Consider the following 16,973-nt stretch of genomic DNA (forward strand, 5'->3'; position numbering starts at 1 on the left):
TCGCCCCCAGCCGACAGCGCGAAACACGAAAAGTAGCGAAAATAGCCACATCTGCTGTCTTCGCTCCCATGGCCCTGCTCTCCATTCTCCGCTACCCCGATCCGCGCCTGCACAAGGTGGCCACGCCCGTCGCCGCCGTGGACGACCGCCTGCGCGCGCTCATCGACGACATGTTCGACACCATGTACGACGCCAAGGGCATCGGCTTGGCGGCCACGCAGGTCGACGTGCACCAGCGCCTGATCGTCATCGACGTCTCGGAAGAGCGCGACCAGCGCCTGGTGCTGATCAACCCCGAGTTGGTGTGGACCAGCGACGAGCGCGTGAAGGGCGACGAGGGCTGCCTGTCGGTGCCCGGCATCTACGACGGCGTGGAGCGCGCCGAGCGGGTGAAGGTGCGCGCGCTGGACGAGCAAGGCCAGGCGCGCGAGATCGAGGCCGACGGCCTGCTGGCCGTGTGCATCCAGCACGAGATGGACCACCTGATGGGCAAGGTGTTCGTCGAATACCTGTCGCCGCTCAAGCAGGGCCGCATCAAGACCAAGCTGCTCAAGGCCGAGCGGCAGGAGAAGGCGGACAGGGCCAAGGAGCCCGCATGAGCGCCCTGCGGCGCGCCGGCTTCATCGGCGCCGCGCTGGCGCTGGTGTTGCTCGGTGGCTGCGCGCTCTTCACCAACCCCGACAGCGTGGCGCCCGGCACGCCGGCCGCCGCCGTGGTGCAGCAACTGGGCCGCCCCACGGCCCAATACCCGGCCAGCGCCAACGCCGGCGAGCGCCTGCAATACACCTACCAGCCCGCCGGCCAGCGCGTCTACAACGTCGACCTGGACGCCCAGGGCCGCGTGGCGCGTGTCGAGCAGGCGCTGAGCGAGGCCCTGTTCGGCCAGCGCATCCAGCCGAATGTGTGGACGCGCGCTGACGTGCTGCGCGAATACGGCCCGCCTGCGCGCACCATGGGCGTGCACAACTTCCAGGGCGATGTCTGGGTGTGGCGCTACCTGGACGGTCCGATCTGGCGCCTGCTGTACATCGACATCGACCGCGCTGGCGTGGTGCGCGGCTGGTCGAACGGCGACGAGGACCTGCCCGATCCACCCGATCCGCGTTAAGAATTCAAGCCAAATCGGCCTCCAGCGCTTGTCTGGCAAGCGCGAGCAGCTATCAAATCATGAGTATCAGAGTCGCCTTCGCCGGCACGCCCGAATTCGCACGCGTGGCGCTGGAGCGGCTGCACGCGGCCGGTTTCACCATCCCGCTGGTGCTGACCCAGCCCGACCGCCCCGCCGGCCGCGGCATGAAGCTGCAGGCCTCGCCCGTCAAGCAGTTCGCGCAGGCGCAGGGCATCGCCGTGGCGCAGCCGCGCAGCCTGCGGCTGGACGGCAAGTACCCGGACGAGGCTGAAGTGGCGCGCGCTGCGCTGCAGGCCGCGGCGCCCGACGTGCTGGTGGTGGCCGCCTACGGGCTGATCTTGCCGCCCTGGGTGCTCGATTGGCCGCGCCTGGGTTGCCTGAACATCCACGCCAGCCTGCTGCCGCGCTGGCGCGGCGCGGCGCCGATCCACCGCGCCATCGAGGCCGGCGACGCCGAGACCGGCGTCACCATCATGCAGATGGACGCCGGCCTGGACACCGGCGACATGCTGCTGATCGAACGCCTGCCCATCGGCCCGCGCGCCACCACCGCCACGCTGCACGACGAACTGGCCGCGCTGGGGGGCCGGATGATCGTCGAGGCGCTGGAACTGGCGGCCTGCGGCGGCCTGGCGCGCACGTCGCAGCCGGCCGAGGGCATCACCTACGCACACAAGATCGAGAAGCACGAGGCCGCCATCGACTGGCGCCAGCCCGCAGCGGTGATCGAGCGGCGCATCCGCGCGTTCGACCCGTTTCCGGGTGCCAGCAGCGCGCTGGGCGCGGACATCATCAAGATCTGGCGCTCTGAAATCGAGAGCTGCCCGCGCCCGTCGGACGGGCGCCCAGGCCAGATTTTGCAGGTCAACGACGAAGGCATCGACGTGGCCTGCGGCGAAGGCACGCTGCGCCTGACCGAGCTGCAACGCCCCGGCGGCAAGCGCCTGCCGGTGCGCGAGTTCCTGCGCGGCCACGCGCTGCAGCCCGACCAGCGCTTCGGCGTCGAAGCTGACGAAAGCCCCGCCCCATGAACATGCCGCTGCCACCCGAGCCGCGGGACGAACTCACGCCCCATGGCCGGCTCGGCAACTGGGTGGCGGGCCGCATCGAATCCTTCGCGCACACCGCGCGCCACCCGCTGTTCTGGGTCGGCGCGCGAGAGATGTCGGGCATTTCCGTCGGCCTCACGGCCTGGTCGTTCATGACCGGTGTGGCCATGGTCAAGAGCGGCATGAGTCTGACCGAGGCGGTGCTGATGTCGTTGCTGGTGTTCGCCGGCAGTGCGCAGCTGGCGGCCATTCCGCTCATCGCGGCCGGGGCGCCGCTGTGGGTCATCCTGGCCACAGCCTTCTGCGTCAACCTGCGATTCGTCGTCTTCAGCCTGCATCTGCGCGACTACTTCATGTTTCTGCCGCGAAGTCGCCGGCTTTGGCTCGGTTACTTCACGGGCGACGTAACTTATGTGCTGTACACCCGGCGCTTTCCCAAGCCGGCCGAGACCGAGCGCCAGCGCCGCGCGCAGATGTCGTACCTGTGGGGCGGCAACGTCTGCAACTGGGTGTTCTGGCAGACCTTCGGCTTTGCCGGCATCTTTCTGGGCGCGGCGCTGCCCGAGCGCTGGGGGCTGGAGTTTGCCGGCACGCTGGCGCTGCTGGCCGTCACCTGCTCGCTGGCCACCACGCAGATGCGCGCGCTGTCGGCGCTGATCGCCGCCGCCGCGGCCGTGGCGCTGTTCGGGCTGCCCTACCGGCTGAACATCGTCGCCGCCATCGTGGTGGCGGTGGCGCTCAGCCTAGCCATCGAGCCGCGCCTGCGCAAACCGCACGGAGGCGGCCATGCGTGAAACCGACGGCTGGACCCTGTTGGTGATCGTCGGGATGACGGTCATCACCGTCGTCACGCGCTGCTTCTTCTTCATCAGCGAGCGCGAATGGCGCCTGCCCGGCTGGGCGCAGCGCGGCCTGCAGTACGCGCCCATCGCCGCGCTGGCGGCGGTGATCGCGCCCGACCTGGTGCTGACCGACGGCGTGATCGGCAACCTGCTGACCGACGCACGCACCTGGGGCGGGCTGGCCGCGGCGGCGTTCTACTTTTGGCGCCGGCACTGGAGCTTTGCGCTGGTGGGCGCCATCGCCGTCGGCATGGCGGTCTACCTGCCGTTGCGCATACTATTGAATTGGTAGCTGCTGGCGCTTGTGTGGCAAGCGCTGCAGACCGATTTCATCCAGAGACATGCCTGCGTGCCGCCCCGGTGGCGCGCCGTAGAATGACAGCGTCGTCACACTCGCGTGGCGCTGCGCTGTTTTTCCACTTCCCACTCTTCGAGCACCACCATGAACGTTCTGCGCTTCTCCGATCTGTGCGCCCAAGGCAAAGCCAAGGGCCAACGCGTCTTCATCCGGGCCGACCTGAACGTGCCGCAGGACGACAGCGGCGCCATCACCGAAGACACCCGCATCCGCGCCAGCGTGCCCTGCATCCAGCAGGCGCTGGATGCAGGCGCCGCCGTCATGGTCACCTCGCACCTGGGCCGCCCGACCGAGGGCGAGATGAAGCCCGCCGATTCGCTGGCGCCGGTCGCCCAGCGCCTGGGCGAGCTGCTGGGCCGCGAGGTGCCGCTGGTGGCCAACTGGGTCGACGGCGTGCAGGTGGCGCCCGGCCAGGTCGTGCTGCTCGAGAACTGCCGCGTCAACAAGGGCGAGAAGAAGAACGATGAAGCGCTTTCACGCAAGATGGCGGCACTTTGCGACATTTACGTCAACGATGCCTTCGGCACCGCGCACCGCGCCGAGGGCACGACCTACGGCATCGCCCAGTTCGCCCCCATCGCCTGCGCCGGCCCGCTGCTGGCGGCCGAGATCGACGCGCTGAACCAGGCGCTGGCGAATCCGAAGCGCCCCTTGGTCGCCATCGTGGCCGGCAGCAAAGTGAGCACAAAACTCACCATCCTGCAGTCTTTGGCGTCCAAAGTCGATCAACTCATCGTCGGCGGCGGCATCGCCAATACCTTCATGCTGGCCGCCGGCCTGCCGATCGGCAGGAGCCTGGCCGAGCCCGATCTGGTGGGCGACGCCAAGGCGGTGATGGAGGCGATGAAGGCGCGCGGCGCCGAGGTGCCGATCCCGACCGACGTGGTGACGGCCAAGGAGTTCAACGCCGATGCCCAGGCCGAGGTGAAGGCCGCCGCCGACGTGGCCGCGGACGACATGATTCTCGACATCGGCCCGCAAACGGCTGCCAAATTGGCCGATCAGCTTCGAAAAGCCGGCACCATCGTCTGGAACGGCCCGGTCGGCGTGTTCGAGATGGCGCCCTTCGAGGGCGGCACCAAGGCCATCGCGCAGGCCATCGCCGAATCGCCGGCGTTCAGCATCGCCGGCGGCGGCGACACGCTGGCCGCCATCGCCAAGTACGGCATCGAGAAGGACGTGGGCTACATCTCCACCGGCGGCGGCGCGTTCCTGGAAGTGCTGGAAGGCAAGACGCTGCCGGCGTTCGAGATCCTGATGAAGCGCGCGGCCGGATGACCTCGCTTCGCTCCATGACCCGCGCTGCGTGCGATGACTTCGCCGCCGTGCGGCATTCATGACCCATGACCGGCCGGGGTGATGGCAATCGCCAGCCCGCATGGCTGGGCCATGGTGGCGCAGCCGCCGTCATCCAGGCCGCGCGGCGGCCCGATCATCGAGCGCAGCGAGGTCATCGCGCATGCCTTTGAGACGCGCCGTTCGCTGGTCGCTCATCGCGTTCATCGTCCTCGCCCTGCTGTCGGCGCTGGCGCTGTGGTCGTGGGGCCGCTTTGCCGCCGGTGCGCAGGGCGATGCCACGCAGGCGCTGCCGGTGGCGGCCGCCGACACGCGGCTTGACCGGCTGGTCCAGCCGCTGCTCGATGTGCACCCGCCCGAGGCCAGCGGCGCCGCCCTGCTGGACGACGCGGTGCAGGCCTTCGTGGCGCGCGCCCGCACCGCGCGCGCGGCCGAGCGCAGCCTGGACGTGCAGTACTACATCTGGCGCCACGACCTAACCGGCCGCCTGCTCGAGCACGAGCTGATGGCCGCCGCCGAGCGCGGCGTGCGCGTGCGCCTGCTGATCGACGACATGGGCTCGCCCGGCCGCGACGACGCGCTGCTGGCCATGGACGCGCACCCCAACCTGGAGGTGCGCCTGTTCAACCCCGCGCGCAACCGCGCTGGCGGCTTCCGGCGCGCCATCGAAATGGGCCTGCGCTTCGTCGGCTTCAACCGGCGCATGCACAACAAGGCCTGGGTGGCCGACAACCGCGTGGCCATCGTCGGCGGGCGCAACGTGGGCGACGAGTACTTCGACGCCTCCGACGCCATGAACTTCCAGGACGCCGACCTGCTGCTGCTGGGCCCCGCCGTGGCGCAGACCAGCGTCATCTTCGATGCCTTCTGGAACTCCGCCGCCGTGGTGCCGCTGCGCGCGCTGCACGCCCAGGGCTCGCGCTGGACCGACGACGACTTCGCCCAGCGCCGCCGCCAGTGGCAGGCCGAGGCCGCCGAATCGGCCTGGGTGCGCGCGATGGCTGGCCGCGACGACCTGGACGACAAGCTGGCGCGCGGCGGCCTGACTCTGCACTGGTCGCCCAGCATCCGCGTGCTGTCCGACCCGCCCGAGAAAGCCGCCCCCCTGGCCAGCCAGCGCGACCGCCCGGCCTGGCTGCTGTACGACCTGATGGCGCTGCTGTATTCGGCCGAGCGCGACAGCTGGCTCATCTCGCCCTACTTCGTACCGGGCGAGGGCGGCACGCTGCTGATGGCCGGGCAGGCGCGCCGCGGCGTCACCGTGCGCGTGCTCACCAATTCGCTGGTGGCCAACGACGTGCCGCTGGTGCACGCCGGCTACCGCGACTACCGCGCGCCGCTGCTGGCGCACGGCGTGCAGCTGTACGAGCTGAAGCCCGGTGCGCAAGGCCCGGCGCGCGAGCTGATCGGCTCCAGCGGCGCCAGCCTGCACACCAAGGCCTTCGTGGTCGACGGCGCGCGCGGCTTCGTCGGCTCGTTCAACTTCGACCCGCGCTCGGCCCAGCTCAACACCGAGATGGGTGTGGTGTTCGACCACCCCGCGCTGGCGGCCGAGGTCAAGCGCCTGTTCGACCACGGCACCCGCCCCGAGGCCGCCTGGCGCGTGACGCTGGACGGCGGCGCCCTGCGCTGGCACGGTGCCGATGAGCGCGTGTGGACGCACGAGCCCGAAGCCAGCCGCGGCCTGCGCGCGCTGGTGTGGCTGCTGAGCTGGCTGCCGATCGAGTCGCAGCTGTGAGCGCGCGCGGCGTGGCCACGCGCCGGTGATGGGGCGGTGTGGCTGCCCGATGGTGTGCGCGGGCGTGGTGAATCCGTTGGCCTTCATATACTCCCCATATGGAAGGCCGACAGCGCCCGTTGCATGGGCGCCAGCAATAGATACTCCCTAATAGTATGGAATAAGACTGGCCCGCGCCGGCTGACTGCGGCGGGCTTTCGCCGCGCGGCGCGCTGCGGGGCGGCGCGGTCACACGCCCGTGCCAGAATCGACGCACACCTTTGTCGAGACCGCTCACCATGACCCACCGCGCCACCAAGATCGTTGCCACCCTCGGCCCCGCGTCCAGCGAGCCCGCGCTGCTGGAGGACATGATCCGCGCCGGCGTGAACGTGGTGCGGCTGAACTTCAGCCACGGCACGGCGCAGGACCACATCGACCGCGCCCGCCTGGTGCGCGAGGTGGCCGAGCGCGCGGGGCGCGAGGTGGCCATCATGGCCGACCTGCAGGGCCCCAAGATCCGCGTCGGCAAGTTCGCCGAAGGCAAGGTGCAGCTGCTGCCGGGCGCGCCCTTCGTGCTGGATGCGGCGCGCAAGGCGCCGGGCGACGTGGCCGGCGTCGGCCTCGACTACAAGGAGCTGCCGCGCGACGTGAAGCCCGGCGACACGCTGCTGCTGAACGACGGCCTGATCGTGCTCACCGTGACCGAGGTGCGCGGCGAGGCGGTGCACACCACCGTCAAGATCGGCGGCGAGCTGAGCAACAACAAGGGCATCAACAAGCAGGGCGGCGGCCTGACCGCGCCGGCGCTGACCGGCAAGGACATGGAGGACATCAAGACCGCCATGGGCTTCCAGGCCGACTACGTCGCGGTGAGCTTTCCGAAAAGCGCCACCGACATGGAGATGGCGCGCCAGCTGTGCAACGTGGCCGGCGCCGAGCATGGGCACCGACCGTACCTGATCGCAAAAATAGAGCGCGCCGAGGCCATTCCGCGCCTGACCGAGATCCTGGCCGCCAGCGACGGCATCATGGTGGCGCGCGGCGACCTGGCGGTGGAGGTGGGCAACGCCGCCGTGCCGGCGCTGCAGAAGAAGATGATCCGCATGGCGCGCGATGCCGACAAGCTGGTGATCACCGCCACGCAGATGATGGAAAGCATGATCACCAACCCGGTGCCCACGCGTGCCGAGGTGAGCGACGTGGCCAACGCCGTGCTCGACGGCACCGACGCCGTGATGCTGAGCGCCGAGACCGCCGCCGGCAAGTACCCGCTGGAGACGGTGCGCGAGATGGCCGCCATCTGCCAGGCCGCCGAGGAGCACGACCCGGTGGAGCTGGACGCCGACTTCACCGGCGCCACCTTCCACCGCATCGACCAGTCCATCGCCATGGGCGCGCTGTTCACCGCCTTCCACCTGGGCGCCAAGGCCATCGTGGCGCTCACCGATTCGGGCTCGACCGCGCTGTGGATGAGTCGCCACCGCGTGCGCATCCCCATCTACGCGCTCACGCCCAAGGTGACCACGCAGCGCAAGATGGCGCTGTACCGCAACGTGCGCCCGATGCTGATGGACACCAGCGCCCACCGCGACGAGGCGCTGGCACAGGCCGAGGCCTACCTCAAGCGCCAGGGCGTGGTGAACGCCGGCGATGTGTACGCCATCACCTGCGGCGAGCCCATGGGCGCGCCGGGCGGCACCAACATGCTGAAGATCTGCCGCGTCAGCTGACGGCGCGGTCGCGCGGTCATGAGCTTTCTGCTGCACTGGCCTTTGTGGGCGTCCGCCCTGCTGGTGTATGCGCTGTTTCTGGCCGTGGCGCTGGGACTGGTGTTCGTGGTTGGCCGCTGGGTGCGGCGCCAGCCGGCGCGCGAGACCGTGGTGGGCGGCCTGGTGCCGCCGGTCGGCGCCGCGATGACGGCGGGCTTCCTGGTCTGGATGGCCTTGCTGGCCAACACCGAGGTGCGCGACATCGACGACGCCGAGCGCGCCGTGCACGCCGAAGCCGCCGCGCTGCACGCCCTGGGCGTGCTGGGCAGCACCGCCGCGCCCGCCGCTGCCGCCGGCTGGAACGCACAGCTGGCCGACTATGCCCAGCGCGTGCTGGCGCACGAATGGCCGCGCATGGCGCAGGGCGGCGATGACGGTACCAGCCAGCAGCTCGACCGCCTGCGCACCGAATCGCTGACCCGCTTCGCGGCCGAATCGCCCGAGTTGCGCGCCGCGCTGCGCCAGGGCGTGCAGGCGCTGGCCGAGGCCCGCCAGGCGCGCCTGCGGGTGGCTGCCGATCACATTCCCGGCGTGATCTGGTACGCGCTGCTCATGAGCGCCGTCATCGTGCTGGCGTTCTCGGCGCTGATTCATGCCCGCCAGCCGCGCGCCGCGCGCTGGATCGGCACCTTGCTGGCGTTGCTGATTGCCGTGCAGGTGCACGCCGTCTACGTGATCGACCGCCCCTTCGTCGGCGCCATCGCGGTCGGCGAAGGGCCGTTGCGCAGCACCCTGCAGCAGCTGCAGACCGGACCCGCGCGCTAGCGCCCCGCCACGGCTGGATCAGCCCCGCCGCCCGAAATGCAGGAGCAGCGGGCGCCACCTGTTCGGTGCTGGCAGCCGTTGCACCGCCAGCGCGCACAGCGCGCCCAGCGCCCAGGCCGCCAGCACGTCGGACGGAAAGTGCAGGCCCAGGGCGATGCGGCTCCAGCTCAGCGCCAGTGCCGCGGCGCCCACCAGCAGGCGCGCCGGCCAGCGCACCGGCGCCAGCGCCGCCGACACTGCAAAGGCCATCGCCGCGGTGGCGTGCGAACTGGGAAAGCCCGCCGACTTGCCATGCGGCAGGCACTGCGTGCCCAGCCCCAGCGCGAAGGGCCGCGCATGCTGAAAGCCATGCTTGAGCAACGCCGCCGCCACCGCCGCCAGCGCCATGCTCAGCAGCACGCGCCAGGCCTGCGGCCGCCACGCCGGGCGCCCGGCCAGGGCCACGGCCAGCGTGGCGGCGATCATCCAGTGCGGCAGTTGCAGGCTGGCCAGCCGGGCCACTTCCACCAGCTTGGGCGGCGCCGTTGCGCCCAGGTTGAGCCACAGGAAGACGGTTTGATCGAGGCCGTTCATGCCCGCACCTGTGCGCTTGTCACCGTGGCGTCGGCCCGCCGCGCGCGCCACGCCTGCACCGCGAACCAGAACAGGCCGCCCGCCAGCCAGCAGAACCAGCCGGCCCACAGCACGTGGCTCAGGTAATGCGCGCCGCGCGCCATCTGCACCGCGCCGAAGCCCAGGCCCGCCAGCAGCGTCAGCCCCAGCCACCAGCGGGCGGCCCGCGGCGCCCAGGGGCGCAGCCAGAAGAAGGCGGCCAGGAACGCGAACGCCGTCGACGCGTGCCCGGCCGGAAAGCAGTGCCCGCCGCCGCCGTCGGCCACGCCCCAGCGCCAGTGCGACACGTAGCGCGCCGTGCCGCCGAAGTCCTGCAGATCCCACGGGCAACTGGTCAGGCTGCTGCGCTTGAGCACCTGCACCACCAGCGCCGCCAGCAGGATGCCGAACACCAGACCGGCGCGGTCGGCCTTCGGCAGCGCGCGCAGCGGCCCCAGCGGGCGCCAGACCATCACCACCAGCGCCAGCAGCAGCGCCCAGGCGGCCTGGCGCGCGCCGGTGTGCAGCACGTTCTGCAGCCACCAGTCGTGCGTCAGCGCAAAGCCCTGCGCGGTGCCGAACCAGCGCGCCAGCGGCAGGTCGAGCGCGCTGGCGTCCCAGGCCAGCGCCAGCGCCAGGGCGGTGGCCGTGCAGGCCAGGAAACGGGTGAAGGTGAGCGTGGGGGGCTTCGGCATGGGCGGGCCGCGCGCCGGATGGGCCACGCGGGAGCGACACGGTAAGGCGCCGGCCTGAACGGTGGCTTAAGCCAGGGCCGGTGGCCAGGGGGTGGCCGGGTAAACTTGCCGGATCAACGGGCGCTTGCCGCCCGCCGCGCCGCTTCTCTTTGACTCCCGGAGGATTTGCACCATGCCACTCGTTTCCATGCGCGAGCTGCTCGACCACGCAGCGGCCAACAACTACGGCATCCCCGCCTTCAACGTCAACAACCTGGAGCAGGTGCAGGCCGTGATGGCCGCCGCCGACGAGGTGGGCGCCCCGGTCATCCTGCAGGCCAGCGCCGGCGCGCGCAAGTACGCGGGCGAGCACTTCATCAAGTACCTGATCCAGGCCGCCTCCGAGGCCTATCCGCACATCCCCATGGTGATGCACCAGGACCACGGCACCAGCCCGGCCATCTGCAAGGGCGCGCTGGATCTGGGCTTTGGCTCGGTGATGATGGACGGCAGCCTGAAGGAAGACGGCAAGACCCCCGCCGACTTCGACTACAACGTGCGCGTGACCAAGGAAGTGGTCGACATGGCGCACAGGATCGGCGCCACCGTGGAGGGCGAGCTGGGCTGTCTGGGCAGCCTGGAAACCGGTGAGGCGGGCGAGGAAGACGGCGTGGGCGCCGCCGGCAAGCTGACGCACGACCAGCTGCTGACCGACCCCGAGGAAGCCGCGCAGTTCGTCAAGGCCACGCAGCTCGACGCGCTGGCGATTGCCATCGGCACCAGCCACGGCGCCTACAAGTTCACCCGCCCGCCCACGGGCGACGTGCTGGCCATCAGCCGCGTGAAGGAAATCCACGCCCGCATCCCCAACACGCACCTCGTCATGCACGGCTCCAGCAGCGTGCCGCAGGAGCTGCTGGCGCTGATCAACCAGTACGGCGGCAAGATGAAAGAGACGTATGGCGTGCCGGTGAAGGAAATCCAGGAAGCCATCAAGCACGGCGTGCGCAAGATCAACATCGACACCGACATCCGCCTGGGCATGACTGGCGCGGTGCGCAAGTTCCAGGCCGAGAACCCCGACAAGTTCGACATGCGCGAGTGGATGAAGCCCGCGCGCGAGGCCGCCAAGGCCATCTGCAAGCAGCGCTACCTGGAGTTCGGCTGCGAAGGCCAGGGCGGCAAGATCAAGGGCATGCCGCTGTCGGTGATGGCCGAGAAGTATGCCAGGGGCGAGCTGGCGCAAGTGGTGACCTGATGGCCGCAGCGGGCGGTCGATGCTGAGCCGCCTCAAGCGCTGGTGGCGCAACCTGTTCGCGCGCCACAACCGCTTGTGGGCGACGCAGGTGGTATCCAGCATCGCCGCGGTGCTGCTGGCACTGGCGGCGTCGTGGGGTGCCTACTTCGTGGCCGAAGGCACCTTCCCCGACATCGAGCGCGAAACCCTCGACGACCTGCTGACGGTGATCGCCTCCAGCATGCTGGCGGTCACCACCTTCTCGCTGTCGATCATGGTCGGCGCCTTCGGTGCCGCCGCCGGCAGCGCGACGCCGCGGGCCACCCCCCTGCTGATGGCCGACGATGGCACGCGCACCGCCATCGCCGCCTTCCTGTCGGCCTTCATCTACGCGGTGGTGGCCAAGATCGCGCTCGGCATCGGCTACTACGGCACCAATGGCCGCTTCATCCTGTTCCTGGGCACGCTGGCCGTGCTGGCCTGGCTGCTGGTCACGCTGGTGCGCTGGGTGCGCACCTTGTCGTCGCTGGGCTCCATGACCAACACCTTGCGCAAGGTGGAGGACGTGGCTTTCGACACCCTGGCCGACTACTGGCGCCGCCCGTTCCTGGGCGCCGCCCCCGGCGCGCCCGAGCACCAGGGCGAGGCGCTGGGCCCGCCCGTCTACGCCACCCGCACCGGCTACCTGCAGCACATCGACATGCCGGAACTGCAGGCCTGTGCGCGCCAGGCGGGTTGCAGCCTGCATGTGCGCGTTCGGCCCGGCGCCATGGTGTGGCCCGGCGCGGTGATCGCGCGCATCGGCACGCCCGCCGCGGAGCGCCCGCCCGAGGACAGCGAACGCCTGTCCGGCGAGGCGCTGGCCGAGCGCGTGCGCGACGCGCTGACGGTGGGCGACGCGCGCAGCTTCGACCAGGACCCGCGCTTCGGCCTCATCGTGCTGGGCGAGATTGGCCAGCGCGCGCTGTCCGCCGCCGTGAACGACCCCGGCACCGCCATCGACGTGATGAACCGCCTGGTGCGCGTGCTGATCGACGCGCAGCGCGCCGACGACGACGATGCGGCGGCCACGTCATCCGCCGCCGAAGCGCCGCAGCACGACCGCGTCACCCTGGTTCCCCTGGACGAGGCGGCCCTGGTGTACGACGCCTTCGAGCCGCTGTCGCGCGATGGCGCCGGACTGATCGAGGTCGGCATCCGCATGCAGAAGCTGCTCGGCATGCTGGCCATGGGGTCGCGCAGCGGTGCCGTGGCCCGCGCCGCGCGGCGCCAGGCCGAAACCGCCTGCGAGCAAGCCCTGGCGGCGCTGACGCACGCACCCGACCGCGAAGCCCTGAAGGCCCAGTGTGCCGCGCCGCAGATCTGAGAAGCTGTCCCGCGCGACAATGCCGGATTTCCTCGCCACCAATCCGCACGTCCCATGAACACCCCCGCCCTGCACACCAGCCAACTCACCAGCCTGCCCCTGCTCGCGCGCGGCAAGGTGCGCGACAACTACGCCGTGGGCGACGACCGCATCCTGATGGTCGCCAGCGACCGCATCAGCGCCTTCGACGTCATCATGGGCGAGCCGATTCCGGGCAAGGGCGCGCTGCTGACGCAGATGGCGCTGTGGTGGTTCGAGCAGTTGAAGGACATCGTGCCCAACCACCTGACCGGCGACGCGCCCGAAAGCGTGGTGGTGCCGGGTGAGGTGGCGCAGGTGCAAGGGCGCAGCATGCTGGTGAAGCGCCTGCAGCCCATCCCGGTCGAGGCCGTGGTGCGCGGGTATCTCGCCGGCAGCGGCTGGAAGGAGTACCAGGACAGCCGCAGCGTGTGCGGCGTGCCGTTGCCCGAAGGGCTGCAGAACGCCAGCAAGCTGCCCGCACCCATCTACACGCCCGCCGCCAAGGCCGCGGTGGGCGAGCACGACGAGAACATCACCTTCGAGCGCACCGAGCAGATGATCGGCCCCGAGCTGGCGGCAAAGATCCGCGACGTGAGCATCCGCCTGTACGAGCGCGCCGCCGCCATCGCGCTGGCCAAGGGCATCATCATTGCCGACACCAAGTTCGAGTTCGGGCTGGACGACGCCGGCCAACTGGTGCTGATGGACGAGGTGCTGACGCCCGACTCGTCGCGCTACTGGCCGGCCGACAGCTACCAGGAGGGCAGCAACCCGCCCAGCTTCGACAAGCAGTTCCTGCGCGACTGGCTGGAGACGGCGCAGGTCGACGGCCAGCCCTGGGCCAAGTCGCCCCCGGCGCCGGCGCTGCCGCAGGCCGTGATCGACGGCACGGCGGCCAAGTACCGCGAGGCGCTGCAGCGCCTGCTGGGCTGAGGCCGAGACGCGCCACGCGCCGATCCGCGGCCCGGCTTCGTGGGGCGGTGAGGCGGGTAATGCCGTTGCTGCTTCAAAGCGTTGACCATCGTCATCCCGGCGAAAGCCGGGATCCATGCCCTCACCACGCGCGTCGTCTGGATTCCGGCTTTCGCCGGAATGACGGAAGCAAGGTCGCTCCGATCTCAAAGTGGAATCGTGGGGGTATATGCTTGTTGCGCTTGTTTGGTGGGCGCTGCGGTCTGTCTATATGGGGAGTATGTGACGCTGGCCGCTTGCGCAGCCGCACGCTGTCCACACGTCCAGCGTGCGCGGCGCCCTGTGGGGCGCGCCCGGCTCACCAGCCCCGCAGCAGCCGCGCCTGCTCCTGCTCGGCGCTCAGCGCGCCGGCGGGCAGCTCGCGGGCGATGAAGGCATCCACCGCTTCGTGCAGCGCCGTGCCGGCGGTCTGGTAGCCGCCACCGGGCGTGGCCGCGTGCGGCGCGTGCCGCAGAAAGGCCAGGCGCCACTGGCCGTCGGCCTCGCGGCAGGCCACGCCCACCTCGTCGCGCGCCACCGGGGCCGGGCGCGTGGCGGCAAATTCGCGGCACACCTGGCCGTCGGCGCGGGCAAAGCTGGCCACCAGTTCCACTTGCCCATCGCCCGTGGCCAGGTGGCGGCCGCTGGGCGCGGCCTCCAGCGCCAGCGCCAGCGCGGGCTCGCGCACGATCTGGCCGGCCTCGGCCAGCACAGGGCCGGCGGTGCCAGGGCCTTGCCAGGCGTGGCCCAGAAAGCCGCCCACAGCCAGCAACGCGACCGAGGCGAAGGCCGCGGCGCCCCAGTTCAGGCCACCGTTCAGGCCCAGCCAGCCGCTCAGGCGTTCACCCAGGCTGGGCGCGACGGGTGGCGGGCGGCGCGCACCGGTCGGCGCGGGTTCGGGTGCCGGCGCGAGGGTGGCCTGCAGCGCGGTGGGCAGCGGCGCGTTCAGGACGGCGGCGATCAGCGCCGGCGGCACCGGCGCCTCCAGCACGGCGTCGAAGGCGCGGCGCGCCTGCTCGCCGCTGTCCACCAGCGCCTGCAGGCGCGCGCGCAGGGCGGGCTGGGCGGCCAGCGCGTCCTCGACGGCGACGTAGCGCGCCTCGTCATCGAACTGCGCGTCCAGGTAGGCCAGCAGGGTGTCGTCGTCGATCAGCGCGGGGTTCATGGCGCGTCTCCGGCGCTGCGGCCCAGCCCGTCGGCCAGCTTGCCGCGGGCGCGCGCCAGCCGGCTCATCACGGTGCCCACAGGCACGCCCAGGGCCGCCGCCGCGTCCTTGTACGACAGGCCGTCCACCGTCACCATCATCAGCACCACTTTCTGCTCCTCGGGCAGGGTCGCAATCAACCGTCGCACGGCGCGCGCATCGCTGCGGGCCTCCAGCACCTGCCGGCCGTCCTCGCCCACCACGTCGGCCAGCGCCTCGGTGTCGGTATCGGTCTGCCGGCGCTGGCGGGTGCGGTGCTCGTCCAGCCAGGTGGTCTGGATGATGCGGAACACCCAGCTGGCCAGGCTGGTGCCCGGCTGCCACTGGTGCCAGCGCTCGATGGCCTTCAGGCGCGCCGCCTGCACCAAGTCGTCGGCCGCGTGGCCGTCGCCGGTCAGGCCGTGCGCAAAGCGCCGCTGCCGGGGCAGCAGACTGACCAGTTCGGCACGCGGATCGGTGGCGGGCGACATGCGCTCTCGTGCTTGGGGAGACAACGTGGTGGGGCTGGGTTTATTCCGCCGATCCGGTGGCGCGAAGGGAATGAACCCCCGCGCCTTGCGTTATCGTGCGGCGTGGGCATGCTAACGCAAGCCCCGGCGTGCCCCCTTGACGCCGATTCAGCACCCTCCGATTCATGCCAACGCGAGTCCTCACTTTCGTCCGAAGCCTCTTGCGCCTGTCTCTGGCGCTGGCCCTGATGCTGGCGCTGCCGATGCTGGAATGGCGCGGCTGGGATGGGCAGTGGCGGCACGGCGCCGCCGCCTGGGCCGACGATGGCGATGGCGGTGATGGCGGCGGCGGTGCCGATGGCGAGGGCGGCTTCACCTTCCCGTGGCGCGAGCCCAGCCGCCCCGCGGCCCGGCCCACGCGCCCGCCGCCGCGCCGCACCCAGCGTGCCCCCAAGCCGCCCCCGCCGCCCGCCGACGTGGTGCCCAACGAGCTGCTGGCGCTGAACCCCACCCCCGCCGCGCTGGGCCGCGCCACCGCCCTCGGCGCCACCGAGGTGGAAACCGTGGCCGCCGGCGCGCTGGGGCTGCGCGTGGTGCGCCTGCGCCTGCCGGCGCGGCTGAGCGTGCAGAACGCGCTGGCCCAGCTGGTGACCACCGATCCCGGCGTGTTCGAGCGCCACCACCGCTACACCCTGCAGCAGGCCAAGGCCGCCACCCCGGCGGCCGACCGCTGCGAGGGCCCGGCCTGCACCATGCCCGGCCGCCTGGCGGGGCTGATCGACTGGCCGGCCGATGCGCGCCAGTGCGGGCGCGGCCAGGTGGTGGGCATGGTCGACACGCCGGTGCAGGCCAGCCACCCGGCGCTGGCCGGGGCCGAATTGCGCGCCGAAGGCTTTCACGACGCCGACCGCACCGCCGCGCCGGCCGACCACGGCACCGCCGTGGCCGCGCTGCTGGTGGGCCGGGCCGACGACGCCTTTGCCGGCCTGCTGCCGCGCGCGCGGCTGTTCACGGCGGCGCCGTTTCACCAGCCGGCCCAGGGCGAGCCCATCGCCGACGCCAGCGCGCTGGTCAAAAGCCTGGACTGGCTGGCCGCGGCCGCCGGCAACGGCGGGCCGAACGCGGCGCCGGCCTATCCGGCGGCGTTCGAGCGCGTGCTGGGCGTCACCGCCATCGACGCCAAGCGCCAGGTCTACCGCCGTGCCCAGCGTGGCGCCCACATCGACTTCGCGCTGCCCGGCGTGGAGGTGTGGACGGCCGGGCTGGACGGCCAGGGCCGGCGGCGCAGCGGCACCTCGTACGCCGTGCCGTTCATGGTGGCCTTCGTGTCGCAGTCGCTGGCGCAGCGCAGCATCGGCCGCGACGAACTGCTGCAGGGCCGCGCCGGCCCCGTGCTGGACCTGGGGGCGCCAGGGCACGACCCGATCTTCGGCTGGGGGCAACCGCGGTTCGAAGGCAAGTGCTAGTTTGCTACTGATATGATAGCTGTCGGCGCCCTGTGGATGGGCGCTGAAGGTCGATCTGGCTTGAAAAAACAGCGCCCGTGCGATGC

General features: G+C 71.2%; 17 protein-coding genes. 13 read left to right on the forward strand and 4 right to left on the reverse strand.

Annotation, left to right across the window (positions count from 1 at the left end):
- Nucleotides 1-68: 68 nt before the first annotated feature.
- The 9 genes from def to ACFSCU_RS13310 all read left to right on the forward strand — a co-directional run bounded on the left by def (nucleotide 69) and on the right by ACFSCU_RS13310 (nucleotide 8,928).
- Entirely contained in the window at nucleotides 69-599 is a 531-nt protein-coding gene (gene def / locus ACFSCU_RS13270; RefSeq protein WP_180550242.1) for a peptide deformylase, read from the forward strand.
- The gene (locus ACFSCU_RS13275) at nucleotides 596-1,108 is read left to right on the forward strand and encodes a hypothetical protein (RefSeq protein ID WP_180550241.1); all 513 of its coding nucleotides are present in this window, start codon (nucleotides 596-598) and stop codon (nucleotides 1,106-1,108) included. Before def ends, ACFSCU_RS13275 begins: the two co-directional genes overlap by 4 nt.
- Nucleotides 1,109-1,173: 65 nt before the next feature.
- Complete coding sequence (gene fmt / locus ACFSCU_RS13280) at nucleotides 1,174-2,160, forward strand: methionyl-tRNA formyltransferase (RefSeq protein WP_377560982.1); 987 nt, start codon at nucleotides 1,174-1,176, stop codon at nucleotides 2,158-2,160.
- A 131-nt stretch (nucleotides 2,161-2,291) separates the two neighbouring features.
- Nucleotides 2,292-2,972 carry an AzlC family ABC transporter permease gene (locus ACFSCU_RS13285; protein ID WP_257646063.1) on the forward strand — a complete coding sequence of 227 codons (681 nt, stop codon included), beginning with the start codon at nucleotides 2,292-2,294 and terminating at the stop codon, nucleotides 2,970-2,972.
- A complete protein-coding gene (locus ACFSCU_RS13290; RefSeq protein WP_377560937.1) occupies nucleotides 2,965-3,312 on the forward strand; it encodes an AzlD domain-containing protein in 348 nt (115 codons plus the stop codon). Before ACFSCU_RS13285 ends, ACFSCU_RS13290 begins: the two co-directional genes overlap by 8 nt.
- Nucleotides 3,313-3,462: 150 nt before the next feature.
- The gene (locus ACFSCU_RS13295) at nucleotides 3,463-4,656 is read left to right on the forward strand and encodes a phosphoglycerate kinase (protein WP_180550240.1); all 1,194 of its coding nucleotides are present in this window, start codon (nucleotides 3,463-3,465) and stop codon (nucleotides 4,654-4,656) included.
- A gap of 181 nt (nucleotides 4,657-4,837) precedes the next feature.
- Entirely contained in the window at nucleotides 4,838-6,412 is a 1,575-nt protein-coding gene (locus tag ACFSCU_RS13300; protein ID WP_377560938.1) for a phospholipase D family protein, read from the forward strand.
- A gap of 278 nt (nucleotides 6,413-6,690) precedes the next feature.
- Nucleotides 6,691-8,124 carry a pyruvate kinase gene (pyk, locus tag ACFSCU_RS13305; protein WP_180550236.1) on the forward strand — a complete coding sequence of 478 codons (1,434 nt, stop codon included), beginning with the start codon at nucleotides 6,691-6,693 and terminating at the stop codon, nucleotides 8,122-8,124.
- Between the two features lie 18 nt (nucleotides 8,125-8,142).
- A complete protein-coding gene (locus tag ACFSCU_RS13310; protein WP_180550235.1) occupies nucleotides 8,143-8,928 on the forward strand; it encodes a bestrophin-like domain in 786 nt (261 codons plus the stop codon).
- An 18-nt stretch (nucleotides 8,929-8,946) separates the two neighbouring features.
- On the opposite strand, the gene ACFSCU_RS13315 is transcribed toward ACFSCU_RS13310, so the two are convergent.
- Together ACFSCU_RS13315 and ACFSCU_RS13320 are read right to left on the reverse strand one after the other, a co-directional pair.
- Nucleotides 8,947-9,501: a phosphatase PAP2 family protein gene (locus tag ACFSCU_RS13315; protein WP_180550234.1), complete on the reverse strand. Its 555-nt coding sequence runs from the start codon at nucleotides 9,499-9,501 to the stop codon at nucleotides 8,947-8,949.
- The gene (locus tag ACFSCU_RS13320) at nucleotides 9,498-10,214 is read right to left on the reverse strand and encodes a phosphatase PAP2 family protein (protein WP_377560939.1); all 717 of its coding nucleotides are present in this window, start codon (nucleotides 10,212-10,214) and stop codon (nucleotides 9,498-9,500) included. Before ACFSCU_RS13320 ends, ACFSCU_RS13315 begins: the two co-directional genes overlap by 4 nt.
- Before the next feature lie 172 nt (nucleotides 10,215-10,386).
- Between ACFSCU_RS13320 and fba the strand changes: the two genes are divergently transcribed.
- The 3 genes from fba to ACFSCU_RS13335 are packed head-to-tail and all read left to right on the forward strand — an operon-like array spanning nucleotide 10,387 to nucleotide 13,750.
- Nucleotides 10,387-11,451, forward strand: coding sequence for a class II fructose-bisphosphate aldolase (gene fba / locus ACFSCU_RS13325; RefSeq protein WP_377560940.1), 1,065 nt, complete (start codon nucleotides 10,387-10,389; stop codon nucleotides 11,449-11,451).
- 19 nt (nucleotides 11,452-11,470) lie between these two features.
- Nucleotides 11,471-12,796 carry a DUF2254 domain-containing protein gene (locus tag ACFSCU_RS13330; RefSeq protein ID WP_333706016.1) on the forward strand — a complete coding sequence of 442 codons (1,326 nt, stop codon included), beginning with the start codon at nucleotides 11,471-11,473 and terminating at the stop codon, nucleotides 12,794-12,796.
- Nucleotides 12,797-12,850: 54 nt separating this feature from the next.
- Entirely contained in the window at nucleotides 12,851-13,750 is a 900-nt protein-coding gene (locus ACFSCU_RS13335) for a phosphoribosylaminoimidazolesuccinocarboxamide synthase (RefSeq protein WP_180550231.1), read from the forward strand.
- 337 nt (nucleotides 13,751-14,087) lie between these two features.
- Here the strand turns inward: ACFSCU_RS13335 and ACFSCU_RS13340 are convergent, their stop codons facing one another.
- Together ACFSCU_RS13340 and ACFSCU_RS13345 are read right to left on the reverse strand one after the other, a co-directional pair.
- Complete coding sequence (locus tag ACFSCU_RS13340) at nucleotides 14,088-14,933, reverse strand: hypothetical protein (RefSeq protein WP_180550230.1); 846 nt, start codon at nucleotides 14,931-14,933, stop codon at nucleotides 14,088-14,090.
- Entirely contained in the window at nucleotides 14,930-15,442 is a 513-nt protein-coding gene (locus ACFSCU_RS13345) for an RNA polymerase sigma factor (protein ID WP_377560941.1), read from the reverse strand. Before ACFSCU_RS13345 ends, ACFSCU_RS13340 begins: the two co-directional genes overlap by 4 nt.
- Nucleotides 15,443-15,642: 200 nt before the next feature.
- Between ACFSCU_RS13345 and ACFSCU_RS13350 the strand changes: the two genes are divergently transcribed.
- Nucleotides 15,643-16,887, forward strand: a complete 1,245-nt coding sequence (locus ACFSCU_RS13350; protein WP_377560942.1) for a S8/S53 family peptidase — start codon at nucleotides 15,643-15,645, stop codon at nucleotides 16,885-16,887.
- Nucleotides 16,888-16,973: the final 86 nt, after the last annotated feature.

Source organism: Ottowia beijingensis (assembly GCF_042680925.1).
In the GTDB taxonomy this organism is placed as follows: domain Bacteria; phylum Pseudomonadota; class Gammaproteobacteria; order Burkholderiales; family Burkholderiaceae_C; genus Ottowia; species Ottowia beijingensis.

Excerpts from the sequence above, each read along its gene's own strand:
- ACFSCU_RS13275 (WP_180550241.1), top strand. The coding sequence starts at position 596 with ATGAGCGCCCTGCGGCGCGCCGGCTTCATCGGCGCCGCGCTGGCGCTG.
- ACFSCU_RS13345 (WP_377560941.1), bottom strand. The coding sequence starts at position 15,442 with ATGTCGCCCGCCACCGATCCGCGTGCCGAACTGGTCAGTCTGCTGCCC.
- ACFSCU_RS13295 (WP_180550240.1), top strand. The coding sequence starts at position 3,463 with ATGAACGTTCTGCGCTTCTCCGATCTGTGCGCCCAAGGCAAAGCCAAG.
- ACFSCU_RS13330 (WP_333706016.1), top strand. The coding sequence starts at position 11,471 with ATGCTGAGCCGCCTCAAGCGCTGGTGGCGCAACCTGTTCGCGCGCCAC.
- pyk (WP_180550236.1), top strand. The coding sequence starts at position 6,691 with ATGACCCACCGCGCCACCAAGATCGTTGCCACCCTCGGCCCCGCGTCC.
- fba (WP_377560940.1), top strand. The coding sequence starts at position 10,387 with ATGCCACTCGTTTCCATGCGCGAGCTGCTCGACCACGCAGCGGCCAAC.
- ACFSCU_RS13315 (WP_180550234.1), bottom strand. The coding sequence starts at position 9,501 with ATGAACGGCCTCGATCAAACCGTCTTCCTGTGGCTCAACCTGGGCGCA.
- ACFSCU_RS13285 (WP_257646063.1), top strand. The coding sequence starts at position 2,292 with ATGTCGGGCATTTCCGTCGGCCTCACGGCCTGGTCGTTCATGACCGGT.
- def (WP_180550242.1), top strand. The coding sequence starts at position 69 with ATGGCCCTGCTCTCCATTCTCCGCTACCCCGATCCGCGCCTGCACAAG.
- ACFSCU_RS13340 (WP_180550230.1), bottom strand. The coding sequence starts at position 14,933 with ATGAACCCCGCGCTGATCGACGACGACACCCTGCTGGCCTACCTGGAC.
- ACFSCU_RS13320 (WP_377560939.1), bottom strand. The coding sequence starts at position 10,214 with ATGCCGAAGCCCCCCACGCTCACCTTCACCCGTTTCCTGGCCTGCACG.
- ACFSCU_RS13310 (WP_180550235.1), top strand. The coding sequence starts at position 8,143 with ATGAGCTTTCTGCTGCACTGGCCTTTGTGGGCGTCCGCCCTGCTGGTG.
- ACFSCU_RS13290 (WP_377560937.1), top strand. The coding sequence starts at position 2,965 with ATGCGTGAAACCGACGGCTGGACCCTGTTGGTGATCGTCGGGATGACG.
- ACFSCU_RS13300 (WP_377560938.1), top strand. The coding sequence starts at position 4,838 with ATGCCTTTGAGACGCGCCGTTCGCTGGTCGCTCATCGCGTTCATCGTC.
- ACFSCU_RS13335 (WP_180550231.1), top strand. The coding sequence starts at position 12,851 with ATGAACACCCCCGCCCTGCACACCAGCCAACTCACCAGCCTGCCCCTG.